At 47.6% G+C, this 23,731-nt stretch carries 24 protein-coding genes, 2 pseudogenes and 1 other annotated feature; of the genes and pseudogenes, 13 read left to right on the forward strand and 13 right to left on the reverse strand.

The window, feature by feature from the left end:
- Positions 1-61 precede the first annotated feature (61 nt).
- The 3 genes from BMW46_RS00830 to BMW46_RS00840 are packed head-to-tail and all read left to right on the forward strand — an operon-like array spanning position 62 to position 3,916.
- Complete coding sequence (locus BMW46_RS00830) at positions 62-421, forward strand: hypothetical protein (protein ID WP_074703788.1); 360 nt, start codon at positions 62-64, stop codon at positions 419-421.
- A gap of 1 nt (position 422) precedes the next feature.
- On the forward strand, positions 423-2,651 hold the full coding sequence (locus BMW46_RS00835; protein ID WP_074703789.1) for an AAA family ATPase: 2,229 nt from the start codon (positions 423-425) through the stop codon (positions 2,649-2,651).
- 2 nt (positions 2,652-2,653) lie between these two features.
- The gene (locus BMW46_RS00840) at positions 2,654-3,916 is read left to right on the forward strand and encodes an McrC family protein (RefSeq protein WP_074703790.1); all 1,263 of its coding nucleotides are present in this window, start codon (positions 2,654-2,656) and stop codon (positions 3,914-3,916) included.
- Between the two features lie 310 nt (positions 3,917-4,226).
- Here the strand turns inward: BMW46_RS00840 and BMW46_RS00845 are convergent, their stop codons facing one another.
- Positions 4,227-5,582, reverse strand: a complete 1,356-nt coding sequence (locus BMW46_RS00845; protein WP_074703791.1) for an SIR2 family protein — start codon at positions 5,580-5,582, stop codon at positions 4,227-4,229.
- Positions 5,583-6,321: 739 nt separating this feature from the next.
- Between BMW46_RS00845 and BMW46_RS00850 the strand changes: the two genes are divergently transcribed.
- Positions 6,322-6,993 carry an MT-A70 family methyltransferase gene (locus tag BMW46_RS00850; protein WP_074703792.1) on the forward strand — a complete coding sequence of 224 codons (672 nt, stop codon included), beginning with the start codon at positions 6,322-6,324 and terminating at the stop codon, positions 6,991-6,993.
- 14 nt (positions 6,994-7,007) lie between these two features.
- On the opposite strand, the gene BMW46_RS00855 is transcribed toward BMW46_RS00850, so the two are convergent.
- The 3 genes from BMW46_RS00855 to BMW46_RS00865 all read right to left on the reverse strand — a co-directional run bounded on the left by BMW46_RS00855 (position 7,008) and on the right by BMW46_RS00865 (position 11,186).
- Positions 7,008-7,853 (reverse strand): BglII/BstYI family type II restriction endonuclease, encoded by an 846-nt coding sequence (locus BMW46_RS00855; protein ID WP_074703793.1) that lies wholly within the window; start codon positions 7,851-7,853, stop codon positions 7,008-7,010.
- 516 nt (positions 7,854-8,369) lie between these two features.
- Positions 8,370-9,050 carry a DUF2290 domain-containing protein gene (locus BMW46_RS00860; RefSeq protein WP_074703794.1) on the reverse strand — a complete coding sequence of 227 codons (681 nt, stop codon included), beginning with the start codon at positions 9,048-9,050 and terminating at the stop codon, positions 8,370-8,372.
- A 9-nt stretch (positions 9,051-9,059) separates the two neighbouring features.
- Entirely contained in the window at positions 9,060-11,186 is a 2,127-nt protein-coding gene (locus BMW46_RS00865; protein ID WP_074703795.1) for a DEAD/DEAH box helicase, read from the reverse strand.
- A 226-nt stretch (positions 11,187-11,412) separates the two neighbouring features.
- Here BMW46_RS00865 and BMW46_RS14850 point away from each other — a divergent pair.
- The 3 genes and pseudogenes from BMW46_RS14850 to BMW46_RS15670 all read left to right on the forward strand — a co-directional run.
- Positions 11,413-12,154 (forward strand): annotated as a pseudogene (locus BMW46_RS14850) (IS3 family transposase); the annotation flags it as partial.
- Positions 11,691-11,807: a sequence feature (AL1L pseudoknot), on the forward strand. (Overlaps the previous pseudogene by 117 nt.)
- 327 nt (positions 12,155-12,481) lie before the next feature.
- The gene (locus BMW46_RS15665; protein ID WP_256376932.1) at positions 12,482-12,712 is read left to right on the forward strand and encodes a nucleoside triphosphate pyrophosphohydrolase family protein; all 231 of its coding nucleotides are present in this window, start codon (positions 12,482-12,484) and stop codon (positions 12,710-12,712) included.
- Positions 12,697-12,822: a MazG-like family protein gene (locus BMW46_RS15670; RefSeq protein ID WP_256376900.1), complete on the forward strand. Its 126-nt coding sequence runs from the start codon at positions 12,697-12,699 to the stop codon at positions 12,820-12,822. The genes BMW46_RS15665 and BMW46_RS15670 overlap by 16 nt, the downstream gene beginning before the upstream one ends.
- A gap of 110 nt (positions 12,823-12,932) precedes the next feature.
- Here BMW46_RS15670 and BMW46_RS00885 read toward each other — a convergent pair whose 3' ends face one another.
- The 3 genes from BMW46_RS00885 to BMW46_RS15015 all read right to left on the reverse strand — a co-directional run bounded on the left by BMW46_RS00885 (position 12,933) and on the right by BMW46_RS15015 (position 14,699).
- Positions 12,933-13,508, reverse strand: a complete 576-nt coding sequence (locus tag BMW46_RS00885) for a hypothetical protein (RefSeq protein WP_074703796.1) — start codon at positions 13,506-13,508, stop codon at positions 12,933-12,935.
- A gap of 379 nt (positions 13,509-13,887) precedes the next feature.
- A complete protein-coding gene (locus tag BMW46_RS15010) occupies positions 13,888-14,328 on the reverse strand; it encodes a CheR family methyltransferase (RefSeq protein WP_177171009.1) in 441 nt (146 codons plus the stop codon).
- Positions 14,298-14,699 (reverse strand): CheR family methyltransferase, encoded by a 402-nt coding sequence (locus BMW46_RS15015; protein ID WP_143049057.1) that lies wholly within the window; start codon positions 14,697-14,699, stop codon positions 14,298-14,300. Before BMW46_RS15015 ends, BMW46_RS15010 begins: the two co-directional genes overlap by 31 nt.
- A gap of 192 nt (positions 14,700-14,891) precedes the next feature.
- Between BMW46_RS15015 and BMW46_RS00895 the strand changes: the two genes are divergently transcribed.
- On the forward strand, positions 14,892-15,632 hold the full coding sequence (locus tag BMW46_RS00895; protein ID WP_074703797.1) for a hypothetical protein: 741 nt from the start codon (positions 14,892-14,894) through the stop codon (positions 15,630-15,632).
- A 158-nt stretch (positions 15,633-15,790) separates the two neighbouring features.
- On the opposite strand, the gene BMW46_RS00900 is transcribed toward BMW46_RS00895, so the two are convergent.
- The 5 genes and pseudogenes from BMW46_RS00900 to BMW46_RS00920 form a co-directional block, all read right to left on the reverse strand.
- Positions 15,791-16,225 carry a CheR family methyltransferase gene (locus tag BMW46_RS00900; RefSeq protein WP_074703798.1) on the reverse strand — a complete coding sequence of 145 codons (435 nt, stop codon included), beginning with the start codon at positions 16,223-16,225 and terminating at the stop codon, positions 15,791-15,793.
- On the reverse strand, positions 16,222-16,371 hold the full coding sequence (locus BMW46_RS15265) for a hypothetical protein (protein ID WP_177171010.1): 150 nt from the start codon (positions 16,369-16,371) through the stop codon (positions 16,222-16,224). Before BMW46_RS15265 ends, BMW46_RS00900 begins: the two co-directional genes overlap by 4 nt.
- On the reverse strand, positions 16,368-17,051 hold the full coding sequence (locus BMW46_RS00905; protein WP_074703799.1) for a zinc metallopeptidase: 684 nt from the start codon (positions 17,049-17,051) through the stop codon (positions 16,368-16,370). The genes BMW46_RS15265 and BMW46_RS00905 overlap by 4 nt, the downstream gene beginning before the upstream one ends.
- A 168-nt stretch (positions 17,052-17,219) precedes the next feature.
- Positions 17,220-17,357 (reverse strand): annotated as a pseudogene (locus tag BMW46_RS00910) (transposase); the annotation flags it as partial.
- 825 nt (positions 17,358-18,182) lie between these two features.
- The gene (locus tag BMW46_RS00920; RefSeq protein ID WP_074703801.1) at positions 18,183-19,682 is read right to left on the reverse strand and encodes a carboxypeptidase M32; all 1,500 of its coding nucleotides are present in this window, start codon (positions 19,680-19,682) and stop codon (positions 18,183-18,185) included.
- Between BMW46_RS00920 and BMW46_RS15675 the strand changes: the two genes are divergently transcribed.
- The 5 genes from BMW46_RS15675 to BMW46_RS00940 all read left to right on the forward strand — a co-directional run bounded on the left by BMW46_RS15675 (position 19,681) and on the right by BMW46_RS00940 (position 23,385).
- Positions 19,681-19,803 (forward strand): hypothetical protein, encoded by a 123-nt coding sequence (locus BMW46_RS15675; RefSeq protein ID WP_256376901.1) that lies wholly within the window; start codon positions 19,681-19,683, stop codon positions 19,801-19,803. The two genes, BMW46_RS00920 and BMW46_RS15675, sit on opposite strands and share 2 nt — an antisense overlap.
- 223 nt (positions 19,804-20,026) lie before the next feature.
- The gene (locus BMW46_RS00925) at positions 20,027-20,371 is read left to right on the forward strand and encodes a hypothetical protein (protein ID WP_074703802.1); all 345 of its coding nucleotides are present in this window, start codon (positions 20,027-20,029) and stop codon (positions 20,369-20,371) included.
- An 822-nt stretch (positions 20,372-21,193) separates the two neighbouring features.
- Entirely contained in the window at positions 21,194-21,595 is a 402-nt protein-coding gene (locus BMW46_RS00930) for a hypothetical protein (RefSeq protein ID WP_074703803.1), read from the forward strand.
- A 123-nt stretch (positions 21,596-21,718) separates the two neighbouring features.
- On the forward strand, positions 21,719-22,414 hold the full coding sequence (locus tag BMW46_RS00935; RefSeq protein ID WP_256376902.1) for a Rossmann-fold NAD(P)-binding domain-containing protein: 696 nt from the start codon (positions 21,719-21,721) through the stop codon (positions 22,412-22,414).
- A gap of 32 nt (positions 22,415-22,446) precedes the next feature.
- Complete coding sequence (locus BMW46_RS00940; protein ID WP_143049058.1) at positions 22,447-23,385, forward strand: hypothetical protein; 939 nt, start codon at positions 22,447-22,449, stop codon at positions 23,383-23,385.
- A gap of 155 nt (positions 23,386-23,540) precedes the next feature.
- Here BMW46_RS00940 and BMW46_RS15270 read toward each other — a convergent pair whose 3' ends face one another.
- Positions 23,541-23,690 carry a hypothetical protein gene (locus BMW46_RS15270; RefSeq protein ID WP_177171011.1) on the reverse strand — a complete coding sequence of 50 codons (150 nt, stop codon included), beginning with the start codon at positions 23,688-23,690 and terminating at the stop codon, positions 23,541-23,543.
- Positions 23,691-23,731 lie beyond the last annotated feature (41 nt).

Raw genomic sequence — 23,731 nt, forward strand, 5'->3', positions numbered from 1 at the left:
CGATAAAGAATGTTTAGGCATGAGGTATACGACACGGTAATGAGAGGAGACAGGGGAATAAATGAGTGAATTAGAGAGCGGTGAAACAATACAAATCGTTATAGAAAACCCTGCTTGGATTACACGGAAGAAGTTTGAAATTTCTTCTATACACCTGAGGTTTTTTCCGGCAGACGCACTTGGTGCTCGAGGAGAGGCAGACAAAGAAAAGTGGCCGGAGCGTGGCAAACCGGTTGAGTTTGATTATGGCATTGCAAAGAGTATTAATGATATCGCGACGTGGAAAAGCGGAAAAATGCGTCCCAGAGATAATCGGGTTATGAGAAATTTTTTAGAGGCAAACAAATTTGCCTTGGGCGATATTGTATGCATCACCCGGACTGATGAACGGAGCTACAAAGTCTCTCTTATTAAACGCTGAGATGGCCCAACCATTTATTGATGAAGTTTGGGGATTTTCCCAAGTATTAACTCAAGAAGAAATTGCAAATGGAAAGTTGGAGTTCAACCTTAGATATCGAGACCAACTATCAAGGTATCAAGAAAACGAGGGCGTTTTTCGTTTTCTAACAGATGACGGAATCCTCTTTAACGCAACAATTTCATCACTTGGACTTCCTTTTATTCTCAGTACGGAAATACAAGAATATTTTTTGCGAAAAGACGTAAGTGTTGGCACAACTATTTATTTGGAATTCACCGATCCATCAAGAATTATGATTCGCAATTCTCCCCGGGATAAAGCAGTTCAGAAAAATTTTGACAAAATGGCTGGAAGCAATGGAGTTATGCCTAACGGTGATTTGAATACCATTTTGTATGGTCCTCCCGGAACCGGTAAAACCTACACGACCATAGAGTTGGCTTTGGAGATTCTCGACCCTGGATTTTTAGCAGATTATAAAGAGGATCGGACGGCGCTAAAGAAACGCTTCGATGCCTTAGTTAGCACCGGGGATGTTCGGTTTGTAACGTTCCATCAAAGTTTTAGCTATGAGGATTTTGTCGAAGGCCTCAGAGCGAGGAACGATGAGGATGGCAAGCTGCATTATGAGGTCGTGGACGGTGTGTTTAAGAATATTTGTACGTCAGCCGTCGCACGTGTAACTCAGCAGGCGGAAGCTCCTCTTGATCTTCGAGGCCGACGAATCTGGAAGATGTCTCTGGGTAACACTCAAGGAGTTGATGCTTATATCTATGATGAATGCATTGAACGGGGTTGCGCGCTTCTAGGCTGGGGAGGAACGATCGATTTTTCCGGGTGTAGAAGCCGAGAAGAGGTCTATCAGCGATTCACGGCGGCTAAAGAAGTGATTAGCAAGGATTCGTACGCTGTTTCTGCGGTTACCACGTTCCTCCTGAAAATCAAACCCGGCGATTTACTCATAGTCAGCGAAGGTAATTTCAAGTTTCGAGCCATTGGTGAGGTAATGGGGGATTACATCTATCTGAATAGAGAAGAGCAAGGAGATCACTATGGCCAGTGCCGTCGCGTATCTTGGTTGCGGGTCTACGAACCAGCTTTGCCCCTCGATCAACTGATGAATAATCAGTTCAGTCAGATGACCCTCTATGAACTCAAGGACACGGCAATTGATATGGCTAAGTTGGAGAAACTATTGACTCGAAGTACATCTGCCCCCATTGATTCAGCTACTGGCACGTTATTTCAAGTGGGGGAGCGCCTTGGTGGCTATCTCGTCCTCCGAGCGACATCGGAAGTTATTGAACTAGAGAAGCCCAATGGCAAGCACCTGCCCTTTACAATCGAATTTCTAGAGACCCTGGCCGGCTACATACGTCAGGGAAAGCTGACTATCAATGATATTCGCGAGAAGCGCGTTTTTGACAAAGTACCAGATACCCAGCTAGAGCCTTATCTCGTGAATGGATATTACAATGTACTACCGTCTTTGGTTGAGCGGTTGTGCGGCAGTGCAAACGTAGTTGCAGAACCAAACTCGATAGGTGAGAAGGGGACGAACACGAAGGTACTTATCATCGACGAAATCAATCGGGGCAATGTCTCTCGTATTTTCGGTGAGTTGATTACACTGATCGAGCCATCGAAGCGTCAGGGTAACGATGAGGCGCTGGAAGTCGTCCTCCCCTATTCGAAAGAACGATTCAGCGTTCCGAATAATGTTTATTTAATCGGCACTATGAACACGGCCGACAGGTCGCTGGCTGGGTTAGACATTGCCCTGCGTCGCCGCTTTACCTTCAAGGAAATACCCCCCGATTACAGCCTCTTCGATGGAGTGCATGTTGAAGGTGTCTCGATCGGGGAGTTGCTCCAAACAATGAATCAGCGGATCGAAGCACTGTTGGATCGCGATCACTGTATTGGGCATGCCTATTTTCTACCATTGCGGGACAACAGAACTGTCTCACACTTGGCATCTATCTTTCGGCAAAAGATACTTCCGTTACTACAAGAGTATTTTTTCGAGGACTGGGAACGCATCCGTTGGATATTGAATGATCATCGTAAGGAGACTGAACACCAGTTTATTACGCAGGGCATTTCCTCCTCACTTGAATTGTTCGGTAATAACGTCGAGGGCCTTGGTAACGTTAAGTCGCAATGGGAGCTACGTATCGAATCGTTTAATACCATCGAAAGCTACCGGGGCATAATCGGAGTTTAGGCATGAAGGGGACGGTCACTGTGCGAGAGTATGCTCGCCTAACTCCCGGTCCCACGCGCAACTCCCTCGATGAAGCGACTGTAGCTCAAGTCGACTTCGATTGGCTGTGTTGTCTAAGCGCTTCCTTTCGAAATCGCGGTGCACCCCTACTTCAAATTGATAACCGTCAATGGTTGCGTCTAGATAATTTTGTCGGGGTCATCGAGATGCCCAGCGGCGGATCCCTCGAAATTCTTCCCAAAGACTTTGATGCTTCGGCCAATATAGAGACGTCGAGAAAACTGCTGTGCCGCATGATACAGGGGGCCATGGACCTTCCGGTCCGAGATGTTGGGGCAGCCGATTTGGCGTTACTTGATGCACCCGTAAGCGAATGGGTTATTCGCCAGTTCTTGCTGGCCGTGGATCGGCTAGTGAAGCGCGGGTTGAGATTCGACTATGCTCAAATTGAGGAGGAGCAGCGGTTCTTGCGTGGCCAACTCGACGTGGGGCGGCAATTACGTCAGCCAGAAGGGAGGCAGCACCTCTTCTGGATTAGACATGACATATTCTTGCCGGATGGGCCCGAGAATCGGCTAATTAAATCTGCGTTGGTGATCGCAGGCGCCAATACACAAGATGCAGAAAATTGGCGGCTTGCACACGAATTGCTTGGATTGATTGCGGAAATACCTATATCTCAGCAAATCGGAGAGGATTTCAAGCGCTGGCGACGTGATCGGCTTATGGCCCATTATAAGCCGGTCCGCCCCTGGTGCGAACTTATCCTACGACAGCAATTACCTTTTGCTGGAAGCGGGGTATGGCGTGGTATCAGTCTACTGTTCCCAATGGAGAAACTATTCGAACGTTATGTGGAAGCCAGTTTGAGACAAGCGTTACCTGGGGATATACGATTTATTTCACAGTCGACCAGCAAATATCTCTGCATTCACGAAGGGCAGGGTTTCTTCCAATTGCGACCTGATATATTGCTTTCAAGACAAACACAGAGCTGGATCCTTGATACTAAATGGAAACTTTTGGATACTCTTGATCTGGTCAATCATTATGGCTTAAGTCAATCTGATTTCTATCAGTTGTTCGCCTATGGTCAGAAGTATCTGGGTGGTAAAGGAGACGTTATTCTAATATTCCCGAAAACAATAAGGTTTTATGAGCCCTTACCCCCATTTTATTTCTCCGAAGCACTTCGCCTATGGGTGTTGCCTTTTGATCTAGAAAAAAAACAACTAATCGAACCAATTCTTAAATTGTTACCTTAATCCGGCTGTGACAGAACTCAACGCTCGAGTTTAAACGTAAATACATTGATGGGCGAAGTTTACGCTGCTGGAAACATGCAAACCCCTGATTTCCGCTTCAGCCCAGAAGATGACTGTGCAATTCGACTTGCATCTACTCGGGAATGCCCGCCTACCCGCGAATCATTATTCCTGCACATGCTAATCAAGCAGAGCTCGAGTTCAGCTTCCTTGCTGGCTTACCCCTCCAAATAAGGGGGCCAGTAGGTCAGCAGGGCTTTAATTATTTCTTGCAAACCAGGTAATCTAGATAAGCCCAGTGCTGCGATATTTAGATCCCATTGACGAGTTTACAAAGGTCGCCATATCTGTGCTGCTCGGCAAAGCTCTTGAGCTCCTTGACCATTTCACTGGTCAAGTCAGTTTTGCGCCTTACCCAAGTTCGGTAGGCAGAACGAGATTTCCCCCTTTCCTCGCCTACGTAGTACCCTACCCGTTCAAGGCCATAGGCTACTGTTTGAAATAAAGCTGGAGGAAATCTATCCTGGGGAAAGGAAGTTAATATGTCGAGAATGATTTGGAGATTCTGGTTATAGCCTTCAAAATTACCATTGGGTGCAGAACGCTCCCAGGTTTCATCAATACATTTATTTAGGAACGATAAGAAGCCGGCAATTAAATGCATTTCGAATTTCGACAACACTTTGAGTACTTGTTTTCTGTATTTCTGATCGTCGATAAACTTCTTAATCATCCCATCATCAGCGTCATCCAATTTAACGGCCAGTTTCTGGAGCTTAGCTTGTTCTTCACCCTCACTCGTCAGTAATTTCGAACGTACTGCAATAAACTCGTCAAAAAAATTTGAAAGATCGGCCGTTTCAAGAATTACTATACTGTTTCTGTCTCTGTAGGGCTCTTTGCGGGGCTCCTTTGTTCGCAGGATCTGGATAACGTCATGTGGATAATTGACTTGCTCGCTCTTAAATACGTTTCTTGACCAATCTAGTGCTGTCAAAACATTAACGTCACCTAATCCATAACCTAGCAGTAACGTTGTAGATTCCTTTATCGTTAGCGCTAACTTAATCTGTCTATACTGGTTTGGCCGGAATAACGCTACAAAATCCTCTTGAGCTATGATAATTTCTTGAGGATTAGTTCTAATGCCATGCAAGTGAAATACAGGAATTACCCCTCTTCGAGACGATAAAGCATCATTCGGGCCAAGTGGAGCTGACTTCCCGGTGAGTAGACTTTCGATGACTAAATCATAGTTGGTTGTAATAATCCAAGAGGGAGAAAGGACTTCTAGGTACTTCGAGAATTTTTCTCTCTTGGTTTGATTTGGATACCAACTTGTGAGGGTGGAAATTTTGCTCTTTAGTTGAACAAGTGATTGCCCATACTCGCATCCAGTTGTCTCGCTATGTACTTTGCAAATCGCAGAAGCTATATCCGGATAACTTACCCCTTCCTTTCCAATCTCCTTATAGTTAACACTTAATTTCTTAGAGGCTTGCTCTAGCAAATCTCTCCAGGATAGAGCGATTTCTTCAATATCGTCATTTAGAACCGCTTTAGAAAACCCAGCGCCAATAAATGCCCCTAGATTTCCATAGCTCGCAGACCTAGAGAGGAAATCCAAGACATCGTTTCTGGTTGGTAAGGTAGGTAGAGTAAACACGATTAAGAATTCTTTGTTTGCTTTGTTACAGCTGCCACGCTCTACCTAACTCATCCGTTAATTGGATGGTATTTGACAGAGCAGGAACACTTTGAGGTAGATAAGGAGTGGAAGATTACCGAAAACAAAGGCGGGCCCATTCAGCCCTCAAGGCACCTTTAACCTCTCAATCTTTCGGATACTTGTCTTTAGCCTTGCCTTTCCAGGCTAGCCCCCGTCTTCATGGCCACAGCGGTTGTTACTGCAATAACGTGCGGTGCAGAAGGGGTGGCTGAGTCGGCGGGCATTTGCCTTGATCCCATAAATTTCGAACAAGCCTAAGAATCTGATTTTCGGCCGCAGCTCGTTTCGAGTCACAGCTTAAGCGCTTGAATCGACCCCCACAGCACTTTTTGCAGCTAAGCACATGCGGCAATGTTTGTCTGGCTGGAGGGTATAGTAGAATGCCACCAAATTACCGATTTAATTTATTTGAAGGCAAGGCCTAAGCAATTCGGATAGGCATGACAACTGCTGGCATAAGGTTAAAAAATCTGGAAAGCTGCTGCGGGCTCTGCCCCTGGAAGCAATGAGGCGCAATCTGCGGTCGAAAGGTGATTCAAGCGAGCTTTCGCCAGCCCCGGAGCAGATGGGTGCGCCTGTAGCAGTCCAATGATGAGTACCTCTCGGTTCCAGCAATCATCATTGCAGCGCTGGAAAGGGAATTTGAGCGGCAGAGTAGGAAATTCTGAGGATATACATGAAGCGACTCGACGAGAACATTGGCAGGCAAACGGCTGTCGAATTTAGTAACTTTGTGGCTGGTCGCAAATTTAAAACTATCCTCGCAGACCCGCCTTGGCAATTTCAAAACCGGACCGGGAAGATTGCCCCAGAGCATGGGCGCCTTAGTCGGTATGGCACTTTGACGCTCGACGACATCAAAGCGATGCCGGTCGAGTCCGCTGCAGAAGATACTGCACATTTATATCTCTGGGTGCCGAATGCACTACTTCCAGAGGGTCTTGCTGTCATGGCTGCTTGGGGATTTAACTACAAGAGCAACTTGGTATGGCACAAGTTGCGTAAGGATGGTGGCAGTGACGGCCGTGGTGTCGGTTTCTACTTCCGAAATGTCACTGAGCTTATCTTGTTTGGAGTACGCGGTAAGAATGCACGCACTCTTGCCCCAGGCCGCACCCAAGTCAACTACATTGGAACGCGTAAGCGGGAACACTCTCGCAAACCCGATGAGCAGTACGACATTATCCAAGCTTGCAGTCCAGGACCGTACCTGGAATTGTTCGCCCGGGGAGAGCGCCCTGGCTGGACTATCTGGGGCAATCAAGCTGACGAGAGTTACGTTCCTACATGGTCGACTTATTCAAACCATTCGCGCAGCCAGATTTTCGACTTGGAGCCTACGAAGTAGCGGGGCTAAACATCCTAGGATGTTTCAGTATGGCCTGAATCATCCGATAGATCCGCTTCGCTAATTTCGTCTACTCGGGCAGCATCGAATTGTACAATTGACGCAGGTAAGCCAATTAACAGGAGCGGGCATGGGTTGCCTACTCCTCGCTCTACGCGGTGAATGAGCTTTGCCCAATGAGTTGTCGCTGCGCCATATTTGTTTGATACGAAGTTGTCGACCCAGGCGTTTGCAAATGGTATCGGGTCTCGTGTTCGATTTACTCGCTTTTCAATATTTGCCCGTTGCCGAGGCGTTGGTATAACGCCTGCCGCGGCGAGAGAGTCAAAATCAACAATATTCCGTTCGGTGGCAAAACGCGTAACCATTTCCGACATTCTCTCTTGGAGGCTTGATCCGCGAGTTATTAAGACTCCAACTGATATTGCGCCTTCTACATGTAAGCGCTTGAAATTCTCAAGGTCCCTATCAAAAAATGGATCTTTGTTGTTCCATTCAATTTCGCAAGCGATAACTCCTGCCGGGTACCGCTTTACATGGTCAACTTCATGTGAGGTAGCTTCGCGCGGTACTCCATCAATCGTTTTCTCGAGAATAAAGTTGTGTTTTCTCCAGCCCAGGCCTGCTAAAGCATGGCGTAGGCGTTGGGTGAACTTGGTTTCCCCCCCGCCGGAACCGATAACTTCAGTAATGGGTAGATCCATTTCCAATAGAATCTGATTAATTTCAGCGCTTGCGTCGGGAAAGTCGCCCGCCAATATGGCTGCCGCGTGAGAGACGTAAAGAACCTCGAAACCTCGTCCAGTCAGATCGTGGGACGGTTTGGTAGTGATTGGCTGTGTGCGCTCATCTAAGGCCATGTGGCCCTCCTCTAGCGAAATAAAAATGGAAAACTGCCTCTGACCGAAGTAACTCAATTAGGGGGTAGGAACCAGTACGAGCGGTGGTGGTAGCGAGTCCCCCAAGGTCGACGCCGGCACTTATGGCTTCAACGGCAAGGTTTTCGTGCGGCGCTAGTGTCCCGCCATTGCCCCATAGAGCTATACCCTACCGTCTGTAGACCAACCCTCCCCGGAAAAGAGGCACTCCTACTCTCGGTTGTCTGCAACTTCCAAAAAATTTTCCTAAAAAGATATTTACACTATCTCATCAGTAATCCTGAGTCCATTTCATCACTGCCAGAAAATCGTAAAGCGACGTTTAGAGCTAGGGGGGTGTAGTATGATAAAGGAATTTAATGGACGTACAGCGGTAAGGGAAGGCATTTCTGCCGGGTAGTTTGGCAGAGCGTTAGGGTCAAAACTGGGACTTTGCTAGAACGACCCTGGCACTACTATCGGGGGCGCATCAATATACCCATATTAAATTCCAAAAGGTTAAAGTGCGATAGGTAAGTGCCAGCTTAACGAACCAAATAATTTGTCGTCATCGGTTAAGCGATCAGCACTTCCCCAATCTTCCGCTTCACGGAAATGAGCAAATTCAGACCAGATTTTTGGGTAAGCAGTTCTAATTATTAGGCGCATAAACCTCGAAGGCTCCAGCGCACGTTGAACTGGCATTCTAAAATTTTCCGTACCCAAATGAAGATGAGTACAAGAATGATTCTCTGCCTCTTGCTCAGGAGAGTAATCAAATCGCAATGGCGCCTGCATAGAGAGCGTCTCTACTGGAGAGGTTAAAACTAGCTCATTAATGGTAGCGAATTCCAATTCTTCCGGCGAAAACACAACTGGGCATGGATACCATACAAGTCTGCTTGTTTTGATCTCATTTCTTGTGGTCTGGACGTCATAAGACATTTGGATTAGCGACCCGTCTGTCAACATAAATTGAAAGTGCCTCCCCTCAAGGAAAAGCAAATACTCCTTTATATTGGAGGTCGAAATATCGGATAGTTCAGGCCTAGTACCAGTAGTTGCCCACGTGATTCTCTGCCTTCCTCGCTCTGAGCGTTCTATTACACTGCCGTTCCAATCTCTGAGCAAATTGCATTCAGCTAAACGCTGCTTCAGTGATTCAAACGAGCTAAGAATTGCTTTTGGTGTCGCCTTCATTTACCGCCTTTATTTAACACCCTTACGAAGCATTTCTGCCAATCCCGGGGGAAGCTCTTCTAATGCTACTTCTCCATTTAGAATTCGCTGCAATAGTCTTTCGGCTGATTTGATTTCTTTTTTCACAGCTTGCTTTTCTCGGGAAGTACGTTCTCGATACGCTGTCTTAAGCCTTTCAATTTGTTGCTCTGTTGGATAAACGAAGGTTAAATCAAAATTATCTGCCGCAATTCCACGCATTTCATCTGCGATTAACTGCATCTCTTGCCCAACTCCACACACCCTTACCCAAGCTTTTGCTCTAGTAAGCGCTGTGAAAAGCATATTGCGTTTCCTGCTTAACTCATATCCACCCTGACAGAATTCAGTGTTAATTACATAAACTAGAGGCGCTTCATTTCCTTTCGCTCTATAGATTCCGCTCATAGCAACAGAGTTATCTATAAATACGATATCCAAGCTCCCTGTAACGCCAATAAGATGGCTCTTAATTTCAAACTTCTTAAGTTCGCTTGAAAGCTTCAATGCAATTTTTGGCGCATTTACCGAATCTGGAATGACAACTAATATGTCATTTGGATCAAGCTCCTGAATTGTTAGCACTCTTTTTATATCAGCCGCGACCCATGCAGCTTGGGTAACGTCGTCTGGGAAAACATGCCAAGTAACGGAGTCAGCAGGCGTTAAGCACTCATTAAAAAAAGGTGCGCTTCTATCCTCTTCGCGTTTAAGTCTTACAGGTGCACCTAAAGCTAGCTGGCCCTGTATAGGCTCATAGCCAATTTCCTTCCAAAAATCCGGCTCCCTGAACATTTGCACGAACTGGCCACCACGTTTAGTACCCAAGCCAAGACCAAGTGCCAGAGACAACAGCCACGGAGGGTTTCGGTAACAGATAGGCAGTAAGATGTCTTGTTGTGGCTGTCCCTCAACGTTGTTAATTTCGATTAAAGGATTGCCTTCTTGGTCTACACCGAACAGTTGGTCCAATGTAGGCATCGAGGTGTCATTTAATGTTTGAAGCTCGTCATATGCCCAAACAATCCGTTTAGGTGCTTTGGTTGCTGCATATGCCAGTTGAAAAAATGGAGCTGGAAAATCCTGCGCTTCATCAATCAACATGTAATCAAAAACTGGCTCGAATGAAGTCCTCGCTAAATGAGCCACTAATTCGGCGCATGCACCGGAAAACGCGTTTGGATAACCGTATTTATGCCTTGCCACACCAAAAGGCATAGGCGCAGCACCTGCAAGAGCAGCTATCGTTGAATAGACCCCTGCGTCCAGCTCGCCACCCCAAGCATGTAATATTTTTAGTTTTTCCCAGTTTGGCTCATCGAAAACCTGATCAAAATAGAAGCGTCGTATCAGGCTCTTAAATTGCTGATATAAGGATCTTGTATTAAACGTAACAACAATTTCCGCTTCGGGGTCATTCGCGTGTAAATATGCTGCCTTTAAAGCTAAGATAATAGTTTTACCACTACCAGCTAAGCCTCGAATTCTCTGTGGCCCTTCCGGAGATTCAATTGCTGCGTTTTTTTGCCATCGGTCCAAATTCGCTATTTGTGATTCAAGGAATTTAATGACCGCTCCCATTGAATCTTCTTTGCGAACATTTAATCGTTTCTTTTTTGGTTTTAACGCAGCAGTTTTCTGAATTGCCGCATTAAGTGGCTTAAAGAAATGACGTTCTAAAGGAGCAAAGTTAGCTAATTCTGCGAGTAAATTATCTCTTGTTACTAGTCTTGGAACATTTACATTCTGTACCTCATACGGTAAGAACGTAATTACTTGTATTGGAAAAGCTAACCTTATTCCGTCCTCTTCCAACAATTCCTCGTACGCCACTAATCTAGAATTTAATTTTCTTAAAAGTTCTCTTTGACGAGCTTTAATCGCGGCTTCCATGTCTCCTGGCGGCAAATTAAAGAACTCTTGGGATGAGAGATCAAAGATTACTGCGCCAGTTTCGATAGATGTCAGCAGCGCATCTGTTACTGCCGAGGCGTCTTCACTACCGAATACGGGATAGCCAACATAAAGTGTTCCCTCCCAGTCTTGCTCGCGCAATAAATCCACAACAGCTTCTACAGCTTGCGGATTGGTTTTTTTCCCGTAGACGATGTCTAACATTCTCTTACTATCCCAATTTATGCTGTCAGTAGATAATTTTGATTCAGTTTTTGCTACTACTTAAGCTTCTTAAGAATTTCCCGCCCTGTAATTTAAGTAAATTGTATAAGTTAAAGTATTTTGGAAACCAAATAATTTGAGTTTCTTCCTTCTGATTAACCTGGAATTACTTACCTTGAACCGCCCCGGGTTTTGAGGAGGCTCCGACATCTGAGAGAATGGAGCCATGAAGAAATCAAACAAGTTTTCCCCCGAGGTACGCGAGCGTGCTGTGTGCATGGTGCTTGAGCACCGTGGCGAGTACCGGTCCATGTGGGCAACCATTGAGTCCATTGCGCCCAAGATAGGGTGTGTTCCGCAGACCTTGCATGAATGGGTACGCAAACATGAGGTTGACGCAGGCATGCGTGATGGAGTGGGCAGCACTGAGCGTGAGCGAGTGAAGGCGCTGGAGCGTGAAGTTGGGGAGTTGCGCCGCGCCAACGAGATTTTGCGGCTGGCCCGCGCGTTTTTCGCCCAGGCGGAGCTCGACCGCCGATTCAAGTCCTGAGAGATTTCATCGACTAGCATCGGGATACCTACGGGGTCGAGCCGATTTGCAAGTTGCTGCAGATCGCCCCGTCTGGCTATCGACGTTATGCCGCACAGCAGAGGAATCCTGCATTGCGTTGCGCACGTGCCAAGCGTGATGACATTCTGATGCTCCAGATTGAGTGGGTTTGGCAGGCCAACATGCAAGTCTACGGCGCTGACAAAGTCTGGCGTCAGCTTAATCGTGAAGGAGAGTGCTTGGCGCGCTGCACAGTCGAGCGGCTTATGAAACGCATGGAGGTGCGCGGCGTGGCAAGATTGTACGTACCACGATTGCCGATACGGCAGCGCCTTGCCTATTGGACCGGCTCAATCGGCAGTTCAAAGCAAACCGTTCTAATCAGCTTTGGGTCCCAGACTTTACCTATGTTTCGAGTGATCTCTTGTTTATACGCGACTTAAAATCCCTTGTACAGAGTAAGAAAAGCGCTTTTAGCTGGGAGGGAGGTTAGCCTTTTCGATTGGTATGAGGCATATAACAAGGAATAAGAAGCTTTCAGCTATAAATGTGGTCCCCCTCGTCCTAAAGTGGCCGATGTAAGATGGCGAATCGCCATCTAGTCGTTCTGAAGTTCGTCATAACATTTTCAGGAAGTAAATAGAATCATCGCCAGTTATCGCAGCGGCAGAAAATTCCTTGGCAAGCATGGTTCATCGCTCGGGTTGCTTAGAAGATATTGAGAAATTTAAAGCGGAGCACTACCATGGTTAAGCATTTGCAGGGTAATGATTTTGTACTACTCCGCGAAATAATTGAAATCTTCGTTGCTGAGCGAGACTGGGATCAATTTCATACCCCAAAGAATCTATCTTCTGCACTATGTATAGAAGCTGCAGAACTTGTAGAGCTTTTCAACAGGTTAGAACTGGAAACAAAGATGAGCTCAATGAAATACAGTTTTAGCAGATTCGGCATGAAATGGCTGATGTTTTAGTCTATTTAATTTGCCTAGCCGATAAGCTTGATGTCGACCTCATCAGAGCGGTAACCGAAAAAATGGCAATTAATCGAACCAAGTACCCTGCAGACAAGGTGCGAGGGTGACTCGCGTAAATATTCAGAGTACAAGAAAGATTAGGGATAATTAATATATCGGACATCATGCCAATCGCCGGCATCCTGTCAGCAGTTTATTCAAAATGACCGCTAGTCTATTAGCTATCGTCAAGTGGAAAACCGGGCCAAGGGCATGACGTTTTCTCATTAGTTTCTTGGTCGGTAGTGGAGTCCTCCAGGGGGAAGCGTAGAAACCGAGCCAGAAAGAGCGCCTCCTCATGCGAACGGTTGTGATCTGTACAGTGCAGGTCAATATCTCGTCCCAAATTTCCTACCAGCAGAACAACCCGATATTTGGCCCCACTAAACTCGTCTATCGCATACCGTAGTCCCACTGCGTGATAATCTCGAAGGCAGACGTCTTCGCGCAGCATCGGAACGAGCAGTCCCCATAGTTTCTGTATCCTTCCCCGACTAATATCGATAATTACCCAGCGCCGACTGAACAAGAAGCCAACAACTAAAAAAAAAGCCAGCCCCATACCGAAGCCAACGAGGCGTGGCCATATAACCTCAGCAGTGTTGATGATCGGTACTATACCTAACCCGATCAGTGTGGAAATCAGCGCAGCTGCCAGGAATGGGATGGCAAGCAGCAGCGACAGGCAGCCTCCGTCCTCGCGGATTTCCAGCCTATCAGGTGTCGTTTGTCTAAATCGCTTTATTTCTTTCATTTGATTCTATTGATTTTTGTTGACGATCACGTGATGTCAACCGTGCCCATCGGCAGCTTAACCGCTTGATGTTTTTCTCGGTATCTTATCAACACTTCTCCCGCCGACCATTGAGTCCATAGTATGCTCCAGTTCACTGGCGGCCATATAATTGAAATGGAGCTCGGTAACCTGTCCGGTTTTATTTTATTTAACTGCTACAATTCAAACTGCCGGTTCTAAAGCAGATAGTAGGCGTGATTTATGAGCAGTCTATGCACCTTGATTTCAAGAATACGGTCCTCCATGTCTGGCTCCTACCGTAACCGAATTACAGATTTACATCGTTCAGTTTCATCTTTATTTTCCTGCTGAGTTCACAATGCAAGAATCAATAGGGTCAGACTCTTTTGAATATTTGCGAATTCAGCAAAGGCGAGACGAGCCAAATTCCGTCCCCGAGGCGGAGGTGTTCATGGGCACCGAGGATGAGGCAGCCGCCGGGACCGAGCCGTGCAAGCAGCCCCGTGGTGATCCTTCGCTGCAGAGGTTCGGCGAAATAGGTGAAGGCCAAGTTGCGGCAAAGAATGAGATGAAAAGAGCCATCCGGCAATTCCTCACACAAATCCCACTGCAGGAATCGGACCAGCCTACGCAATTCGGGACGAAGGCAAAAATCCTCGTTGTCCTGCACAAAAGCCCGTGCCAGCCAGTCTGGACGAGCTTCTTTTAGACTGCTTACGGGGTAGCAAGCAATCTTCGCGCGGCGAAGCACGTCCGCATCAATGTCGGTGGCTAGAATGGACAGATTCAGCGCCGGCCATCGGGTCCGAAGGTCCACAGCAGGCTCACACTGTAAGGTTCCTCGCCGCTTGCGTAGCCCGCGCTCCATACGCGTAAAGTCTCCTCATCCTTTTTAAGGGCCAGTTCGGCCAAGGCGGGGAGGATGGATTGTGCCAGGGCATGGAACATGCACCGGTCCCGGAAAAAACGGGAGACGGTTACCCTGAGAGTGGCGCGTAGCGCTGTCCACTCTGCCGGATCCTCTTCCAGCCGTCTGCGATAAGCCGGCATATCGGCCAGACCCAGTGCATCGACTCGTGCGGGCAGGCGTCTGCAGACCTGGCGTCGCACCCTGCGGTAGCCCTCCCAGCGGTGGTTGAGATGAGGCAGCGCCCATTGCAGCAGAGCAGTGCAGTCCCGGTCGCTCATGCCAGATAGTCCACCCCTGTGCCAAGTTTGGCCCAAGGCGCTTTCACGAGCTTCATGCTCACATCCCTGATGATGATAATCAGTTTATGCAAGAGAATACCGTTTAACCATCACGCTTCTCCCTCTACCGGCAATCAATATTTAGGATTATGATGGATCAACTCAAGCTCGACAGGAAAGATTAGGATAACGGTGTTAAAGCTTATAAGGAAATTTCACTCGTTTATTAGGGAGTTTCTCTCTCCCTATAAACTTACTGAGATGCTTAAGAGGAATGGTTTTATAAGTGAAGAGAAAAAAGGGGAATTTAAGGAATCATTTAAGAAATTTCTTGCCGCCTATAAATCCCCTAAGGTGTTGAAAAAAGACATTACTCTAAGTCAAGAGAAAAAAACGGAACTTCAAGAATATTACAGAACTATTCCTCCTAAGGACTTCGATACGCTTTTTTCCCTGTATCGTGATTATCTTAAACATGAAGATGGCCTCATCAATTACAGGGCGACCTGGTTTGTAGGCGTCCAGTCGTTTTTGATTGCAACTTTTGGTTTGTCGTATCAAAAGAAATTTGAGGTAGTGGCCCAAGCCATAAAGAATTGTTCAATTGGACAATTGGAAGGATCAATATATTTATATGATATTTCTTTGCTTTTATTAGTAATTGTTGGAATTTTCTCAAGCTACGCTGCAATAAGTTCGATTCGCGCAGCGGTAGAAGCTATTGATGAATTACAGCGCAAGTGGAAAGAAGAGATTATTCAAGGTCAGACACTTCATCATCTACCAAATATTATTGGTGGAGGAATGAAGGACACTGTGAAGGATGGGGCTGAACTTGCTCTCAATCTTCCAGTATTCTTCCTTCGTTTCTGGACGGGGGTAGTTGTCTTTGGTGTCGCTGATGCTTTCCATGATTACTCTCTTTTGAATTAGTCTTTGAGCTTATCGATGTCTCGTTCTAAAAAGCAAGCAAAGTCTTCCTATTTTTCTATAGGCTAATTATAGGTAGGGCTGTAGTATGGCGGTAACTTTGACGGTAACTATAATTAGTCAAACGTGGAAGGCTTAATAAGCATGAGCATTACGCAGAATTATTCGATTGTCGCCGCCGACAGATCCAGCGCTGGGAATCGGGTCCGCAGGTCGAAGTTCCACAGCAGGCTCACACTGTAAGGTTCCTCGCCGCTTGCGCAGCCCGCGCTCCATACGCGTAAAGTCTCCTCACCCTTTTTAAGGGCCAGTTCGGCCAAGGCGGGGAGGATGGATTGTGCCAGGGCATGGAACATGCCCCGGTCCCGGAAAAAACGGGAGACGGTTACCCTGAGAGTGGCTCGTAGCGCTGTCCACTCTGCCGGTTCCTCTTCCAGCCGTCTGCGATAAGCCGGCATATCGGCGAGACCCAGTGCATCGATGTGTGCGCCTAAGCGTTTGCAGACTTGGCGTTGTACCCTGCGGTAGCCCTCCCAGCGATGGTTGAGATGAGGCAGCGCCCATTGCAGCAGGGCAGTGCAGTCCCGGCCGCTCATGCCAGATAGTCCACCCCTGGGGCAAGTTCGGCCTGAGGCATTTTGACGAACTCCATGCCCACATTCCGTGCGATGATAATCAGTTTATGTAAAGAGAATGCCGCCAAGTTCACCCCCATTGCCATTTTGCGTTGGGGTTCCCTCATCGGCGCAGGATCGCCAACCAACGGGCCATGTTGAGGAGAGTCATCAGGGAAGCTGCGACATATGTCCATGCCGCAGCGCCAAGCAAGCGCCGGGCGTGCGGCATATCACCATTGATCAGGTAGCGTTCTCGCTCCAAAAGGGGCAGGGCCCGGTCGAAACTGGCATTCAACTCCATTGGTAAGGTTACCGCGTGCACGAGCACCGCGCTTCCCAGTGTCAAGATGCCACCGACAAGCAAAAGCAACCCCGCCGCAGGTGAGCGGAATACCGTCATCATTACAGGAGCCAACATCAGGATACCGGCACCCAGTTTCTCCACACCAGCACTCCATTGCACCAGCCTGGTACGCATGGCAAGGGGTGGATAATTATCGTGATCCTGGATGGCATGGCCAACTTCGTGCGCTGCAACTGTTATAGCTGTCAGTGAACGGCCGTTGAATTTATCCGGTGTGAGACGGACTGTTTTTTTCAACGGGTCATAATGGTCGCCCGATTCGGTTACCTCCACGCCTACATGTGGCAGCTTTGCACTGTTCAGCAGGTTGCGAGCCAATTCCGCTCCGGTAAATGAATAGCGATTCGCGGGTTCGCTATATTTTTCCATTGTATGTTTGACCCAATAGGAAGGCCCGACGATCAGGAGAGCAATGAAACAGATCAATATCAGATAGAGCATGCGGAAATTTAATAAAAAACTACTTTAATCGACTGTCCAGATGACGCTTATCTATAACTCAGCTTCGAAGCGCACTATATCTGTACGTTTGATCAATAATGTTCAAAATAATTTCTTGAGCCCAACCAGACAAAGCCTAAATAGAAGCGTTTGCGTCAGATACCGGCATCCGCCAAACCTGGCGCGCCAAGTGTAGAACGAGGCATCAGAAAAGCCATGTTGATGGCACAATTCCCCGACCGGAATGCCTCCATCTGCCTGCTTCAGAAATCCAATAATTTGCTCATCCGTAAAACGCTTCTTCACATCCGCTCTCCTCTCGAAAAACGAACTTTACTAGATTTCAAATGGCACATTTTTACGGAGCACATCAGGGCTTCTAAAAGCGTTAAAGTTTTGCCGAATAAATCATCATTTAATTTAGCGTGGCGAAGCTTTATCCTTATGCCATCGCGCCCATCAGGTATCTGCTTAGACAGGGCGATATCGCAGGCGTAATAGCCATTTGACAAAGTGCATTTTATCTATGGGAGAGGGAGGGAATATGGCGGATAACAAACAAAGACACGAACTTGTTCCAGTACAACCACGAGTAACCAAACCGCGAGAAACCATGACGCGAGTTTATGAGATAGACGGCGTCAGATACGTGGAGACTCAAGAATTCGGTTGCCAGCTGGTTAGTCGGGAGAAGAAGAGGCCCCAAGTCACTATTGATAACGGGAGGCAAATCCTGGGGGAGAAGTTTGTTCCTTTGCACTCCCAAAGGTCGGGGTTATTTGAATACAAAGTCTTCTGGTGTCTCCAATCCGTTAAAGATGATCAGGGACGAAGGATCAGCAAAACACAACTATTCAGAAATTTATTCCTAAGTTAAGGAATTCATGAATGGCTTAAAGTTTGGCTGGCAGTTATAAAGCGTGAATTTTTTGGAATCCGGTTCGATTCCAAAAACAGAATCGAATAGTTGAAGTGAGGTGCGCGCGGCCAGTCGATTTAACGTGGCCTACATGTTCGCTTCGCAAACGCGGAGCTACATTGATTGCGCGATTGCTTCATCAACCTGCAGGCCGCCGCATGTTCAAGTCATGATGGCCCAGTACACCCGTCGCTCTTGTCGGGCGGAAGTGTCTACAGATATTTTCGCTTCAGGTATGCAACGAAGGGTTTCGACGATAAGTCATGACCGGTCACACGGCGGATCAGTTCTTGCGGGAAAAGACTTGAGCCATACTGATAAATGTTTTCCTTCAGCCACGAATGAAGGGTGCTGAAATTTCCCTGCATCATCGCCTCCGGAATTTCCGGATGGGCTTCGAGAGCAGCCTCGAAGCATTGTGCGCTAAAGAGATTTCCAATCGTATAGCCCTGGAACATTCCGCCAACGCCCCCGTAATACCAATGGACATCCTGAAGGCAGCCCTGCACATCGGACGACGGACGTACGCCAAGGTCAGCCTCATACCGGTCATTCCAGGCCGCTGGCAGATCCTTCACTTGGAGTGAGCCATCCAGAAGCTGCGATTCGATGTCGAAGCGGATCATGACATGAAGGTTGTAGGTCACTTCATCGGCCTCGGTTCGAATCAACGACGGTTCCACGCGATTAATGCCGCAATGGAATTCTTCCAGCGAAACATCCCCAAGAGCCTCTGAAAAGTGGGCCTGCAGATGGGGATAAAAATATGTCCAGAATTCCCGGGACCGGCCCACTTGGTTTTCCCACAGCCGGCTTTGGCTCTCGTGAATTCCGGCGGAAGTGCCGTGACCCAGGATAGTTCCATCCAGGCTTGGCGAAAGCCCCAGTTCGTAAAAGGCATGCCCGCACTCATGAATGGTGCTGAAAATACCATCACAGAGATTGGTCTCATTGATTCGAGTGGTGATGCGAACATCCCCGGCGCCAAGCTTTGTCATGAACGGGTGGTGAGTGAGGTCCTGCCGTCCCCGATTGAAGTCATAACCGATATTCCTGGCAAGCCAGTTCAAAAACCCCACCTGCTGGGACTTGGGGCAGGCCCGTGATAAAAAATCGGTTCGTGGCTTGCTTCGAGACGACAACTCCTGGACCAATGGTACGAGATCATGCCGAAGGTCAGCAAAAAGCGTCTTGAGAGCTGTCGTGGTCATGCCCGGGTCAGCGTCTTCGATGTGCGGGTCCATCGGATGCGTCCACGCGGTTTCTCCCGTATTGAAGAAATCCGAGAGGGCTCGTGAGTATGCGACCGTCTTTTCCAGAAAGGGCGCGACGACGTTGAAGTCATTCAATTTTCGTGCGTGGACCCAAACTTCGTAGGTCTCGGCCATGTGCTGAAAAAATTCGGCCTTGAAACCGGAAGGGATTTTCGACGCGCGGACAAACTGCCGGCGAGCCAGGCGTAGGAACGCGCGATCATCTGCAGACAGCATTGCATCGGGTAATGCCCCTGTTTCCTCCAGAAGCCCGGCCAGATCGGGGTCGATGAGTTTTTCGTGAGCGGTCTTTTCAACCGCGGCTATCATGCGGCCCCGGGAGGCTGTTCCGTCCTGAGGCATGTAGGTGGACATATCCCAATGGAGCACGGAAACGGCCCGCCGTAGGTCATCGATTTCTGCAAACCGGGCCTTCAAAGACTGGAGGGCTGGATACATGGCAGCATTGTCCTTTCTAAGTGAGAAGCGCTCAGGAAAAATAAAAGCTTTTTTTCATGGAAATGAAATTACATGGAAATGGTTAAAGGCGCAATCGGGTGAAACAGGACAAGCAAAATAACTAGAAGGCAATGAGCTGCATTTGATTGCGGGTTACGGATCGAATTTATTCAGGGCTAGTAGCCTTAGAAGAAAATCACTTCCTTGATGCTCAACATCAGAAAATTTTTGCCCTCCTAAAAAGTTACTCTCTTATACTCTTGCATGGAGAAGGGCGATACCGCAGGACGTAACAAGCCGTTTGAACAAAGTTTATTTTTATTTAAGGGAGAGGAAAGAGATATATGGCTGATAAAGAACAGAAACATGAAGTTGTTCCAGCGCAACCGCAAGAAACCAAACCGCAGGAAACCGTAACACGAGTTTATGAGATAGGCGATGTCAGATACGTTGAGACTCAAGAATTCGGGTGCCAGCTGGCTAGTTGGGAGAGGAAGAGGCCCCAAGTCACTATTGATAACGGAAGAGAAATCCTGGGAGAGAAGTTTGTTCCTTTGCACTCCGAAAAGGCTGGGTTATTTGAATACAAAGTCTTCTGGTGCCTCGAATCCATTAGAAATGATCAGGGGACAAAGGACCAGCAAAACAAGGCTGTTCAGAAGTTTATTCATAAGCTAAGGAATTCATAAATGTCTTAAAGTTTGGCTGGCAGTTATAAAGCGTGAATATTGCAGGAATTCGAACCGAAGTTCCAAAGCAGAAATCGAACAGACTGAATGAGTTTGCTTGGGCTCGCTCCTCATCATCTTATACTGCCCCCAACCTGGAACTCCAAGTGAACTCCAGAACCCAAGCTGATTGGATTTAAAAGCTCTGTAAAATCAGAGGAAAAAACGCTGAATGGTGGAGGTTATAGATTCCCCCTGCTTCCACCATTTATTTACCCACAGCCCAACTGTTCTCGTTGGGCTTTTTGTTGCCTGGAATGCCGGTGCTTCGCCCAGATTCATGGGGGAAATGGTCCCGGTCCACCAAGTGCCTTCTTCAATGCGCAATAGCTATTCTATTTGCCGCCCCGCAGTCGGGATGACTTGCCCGAATATTCTGAGCCTCCACCTGAGGTTCTTGATTCTCAACAGGAAAATCAGGAGAGTGACTGCTGCAGATCGGTAGAACCTGGATTGTGAACTCGATATTTGAATAATTCCTGCCTGTAGCCAATTGCCTGCCGGTTCCTAATCGGAAGATCGCTTCTCCCATGGGGAAGCGTTGCAAAAAGGGGCGGGGTTCCATTATGCGTGAGACAGGCGCAGACACATCCATAGCGCTGCGTAATTTTCCTCTCATCGGCAGCACCAACTCGCACCCGTAAGCGTCTACGCAATTCTGCGTAGCTGGCGTACGTATTCCTGCGCTTTTCCGGGCATTCATTCAGGCGTGTAATACCTCAATCCGAGCCTGGTTCACAGAATACAACTACTTAGATCAACTTAAAAATAAGGGGAAAAGCAATGATCTCAAGAAAATGGACAACCTTTGTTTGCGTGCTGACATTGGTTTTTAGCTCTGGATGTTCAGTCTTCATGGCCGCCAAGCAGCCAGACAAGAAGAATGTTGATTTATTCCGGATAGGTACTCCTCGGCCCATGCTTTTGGGAGAGTTTGGCGCTCCTGCAACAAGCGAGATAAGAAACGGCAGGAAACATGAAATTTTCAAGTTCGTCCAAGGCTACAGCACGGGGGTAAAAGCTGGCAGGGCACTTTTCCACGGAGCAGCCGATGTAATGACCTTGGGCCTATGGGAGGTAGTGGGTACCCCAGCCGAAGCGGTCTTTAGTGGCGACGAAATGGCATTCGAGGTTTCGTATGACCGGAATAATCGGATCGATCAGGTAACGACAATAAAGAAATAGCTGAAATCTTTAATAGCCCATTCTTCATTCAGCTTTGAAGCTTTTTTCATATAAAAAGCGATGTTCCTGAGGCATTTTCCGAAAAAATTGAATTCGGCCTTTAACTATTCCACATCGAAAATCATGCGAAATAAATCTTTTTTTACTTCCGTTCTCATTGCAGCTGCTTTGACCCTCACCGGTTGTGCTACGCCTCAGCGGCATGTTTCTCTTTCTGAAAGCACATTACCCTCAAAAACCCAGCGGGTTGGTGTCGCCATGACGCCGCTGCCAAAAGTGGACATGCAGTTGCCGGGAGCCAACTGTTTGCTCTGTATCGCTGCCGCGACCCTGGCAAATTCCTCACTTATCGATTACACACGCACATTGCCGCACGAGGATCTACCGAAACTCAAGGACAGTCTGGCTGAGCTGCTTCGCAAAAAGGGTTTCAATGTAATCGTCATCTCCGAAGACTTGGATATCAGCAAGCTGCCGGATTACAGTGGCAAAGGCATTGACATCGCCGAGAAAGATTTTTCGCCACTGAAGCAAAAATACGGCATCGACAAAGTTATTCTTATCCAGATCACAGACTTGGGGATGCTTCGGCCTTATTCCACCTATTTTCCCACGAGCGAGCCTAAAGCAATATTGAAAGGAGTGGGGTCTATGGTCACTCTTAACAACAACGCTTACGAATGGTACATGCCAGTGGATCTGGCGAAGGGTTCAGAGGGTCCATGGGACGAGTCTCCGAATTTTCCGGGTTTAAGCAACGCCTACTTCCAGGTATTGGAAATGGGCAAAGATGCCTTTCTCAAGCCATTCAATAATTGATGGCATGCTTATAGTCGAGGAGACTTTCATTCATGAGACCTACATTGGCACGACAAATGATACAAACGGCATTAGCTGCCGCAAGTGTCCTCATACTCGTTATCGTAATGTCCCCAGCAGAGGCTGGTAGTGATGCACAATCTGGGGAGAGAATAGCCCCTGTAAGGTTGGGCACAGAACAGAATTGGTCTGTCCGCCTGCCGGAAGTCGACAAGGTGGTCTACAAGGGCGAGCTCATTCAAGACAATAAGAACGTTGAGGCAAACGGGATCCATTCCATCGATGTTCTTTACTCTCTGGCGTTTGTCACCGGGAAGTACATCAAGGAATATGGAAAAGATGAGGAACTTCAGGCTGAAGCCGACAGAGTACTCCTCCCATACCAAACTGCACTGGGCGATTTCACATATAGGGAATTGGTGCAACGAGGATTGAATAAGACATCGGTGGGTGGTAGCAAGAAATGGGTTGAGTTCAATACTCCATCCGTAGCTGAATGGGTAGTTGAAGTAACGCCATTCTTCACCCTTACTCAAGACCAAAGTGCCATCGTTCTGAATAACCACCTTTCCATCTATGCTCCCGGCTCACCTTCAGAGCCCCTTTATAAGAATCTCATCAGGATTGTTTCCGACCCAAGAGATGAACCGGACCCTGCTGGTTTCTGGATGATGGGCGGGGGTGAAAGACTGAAAGAGGAGAGCGCTAATCTCTTCGCACGATCTTTAGAAATCGCCTGGGGGGAAATAGATAGTGCTTCCCGCAAGGATGACCCAGCCCGTCCAAAGACGATACGGTATCGCCAGGGAAAATCCGAAAAGACGGAACGGGCCGGGGTAATTGATATGAAATGCAGTCGCGCGCTGGTCAGGAGCTTGAGGGGTTGGCTCATGTCTGTTCCTTTGGCAGAACCAAGGGAGAACGCAACTGGGAACGAATGTGCCAATAAACTCAGCAAGAACCTTCATTGAAGGCTGAATTTACGCAGGTGGCAGTGGGCGAGAAAATGATTTCAAATTTCCCACCCACTGATTCAACACGTTCTTTCATGCTGCATAACCCGCTGCTCTGGTCAGGATTTCTTGAAACAAGGGCAACGTCAAAACCTACACCGTCATCACAGATCTCAAAGATGAGCAATCGCGCGCTTGGCAATTTCTACGTAGCTCTTCAGTTCCACGTCCTTCGTGGCAAGATATGCTGGGTTAATAATGGATTGCTGCTGCTGCTGCTGCGCGAGCGATAGTGCGTGGTGCCGTACTGTGATGGCGATCATCCCAAGCGCTATCGCTAGGGGATGAAACGTCCAGCCATGCC

Source organism: Nitrosospira multiformis (assembly GCF_900111585.1).
Taxonomy (GTDB): Bacteria; Pseudomonadota; Gammaproteobacteria; order Burkholderiales; family Nitrosomonadaceae; genus Nitrosospira; species Nitrosospira multiformis_B.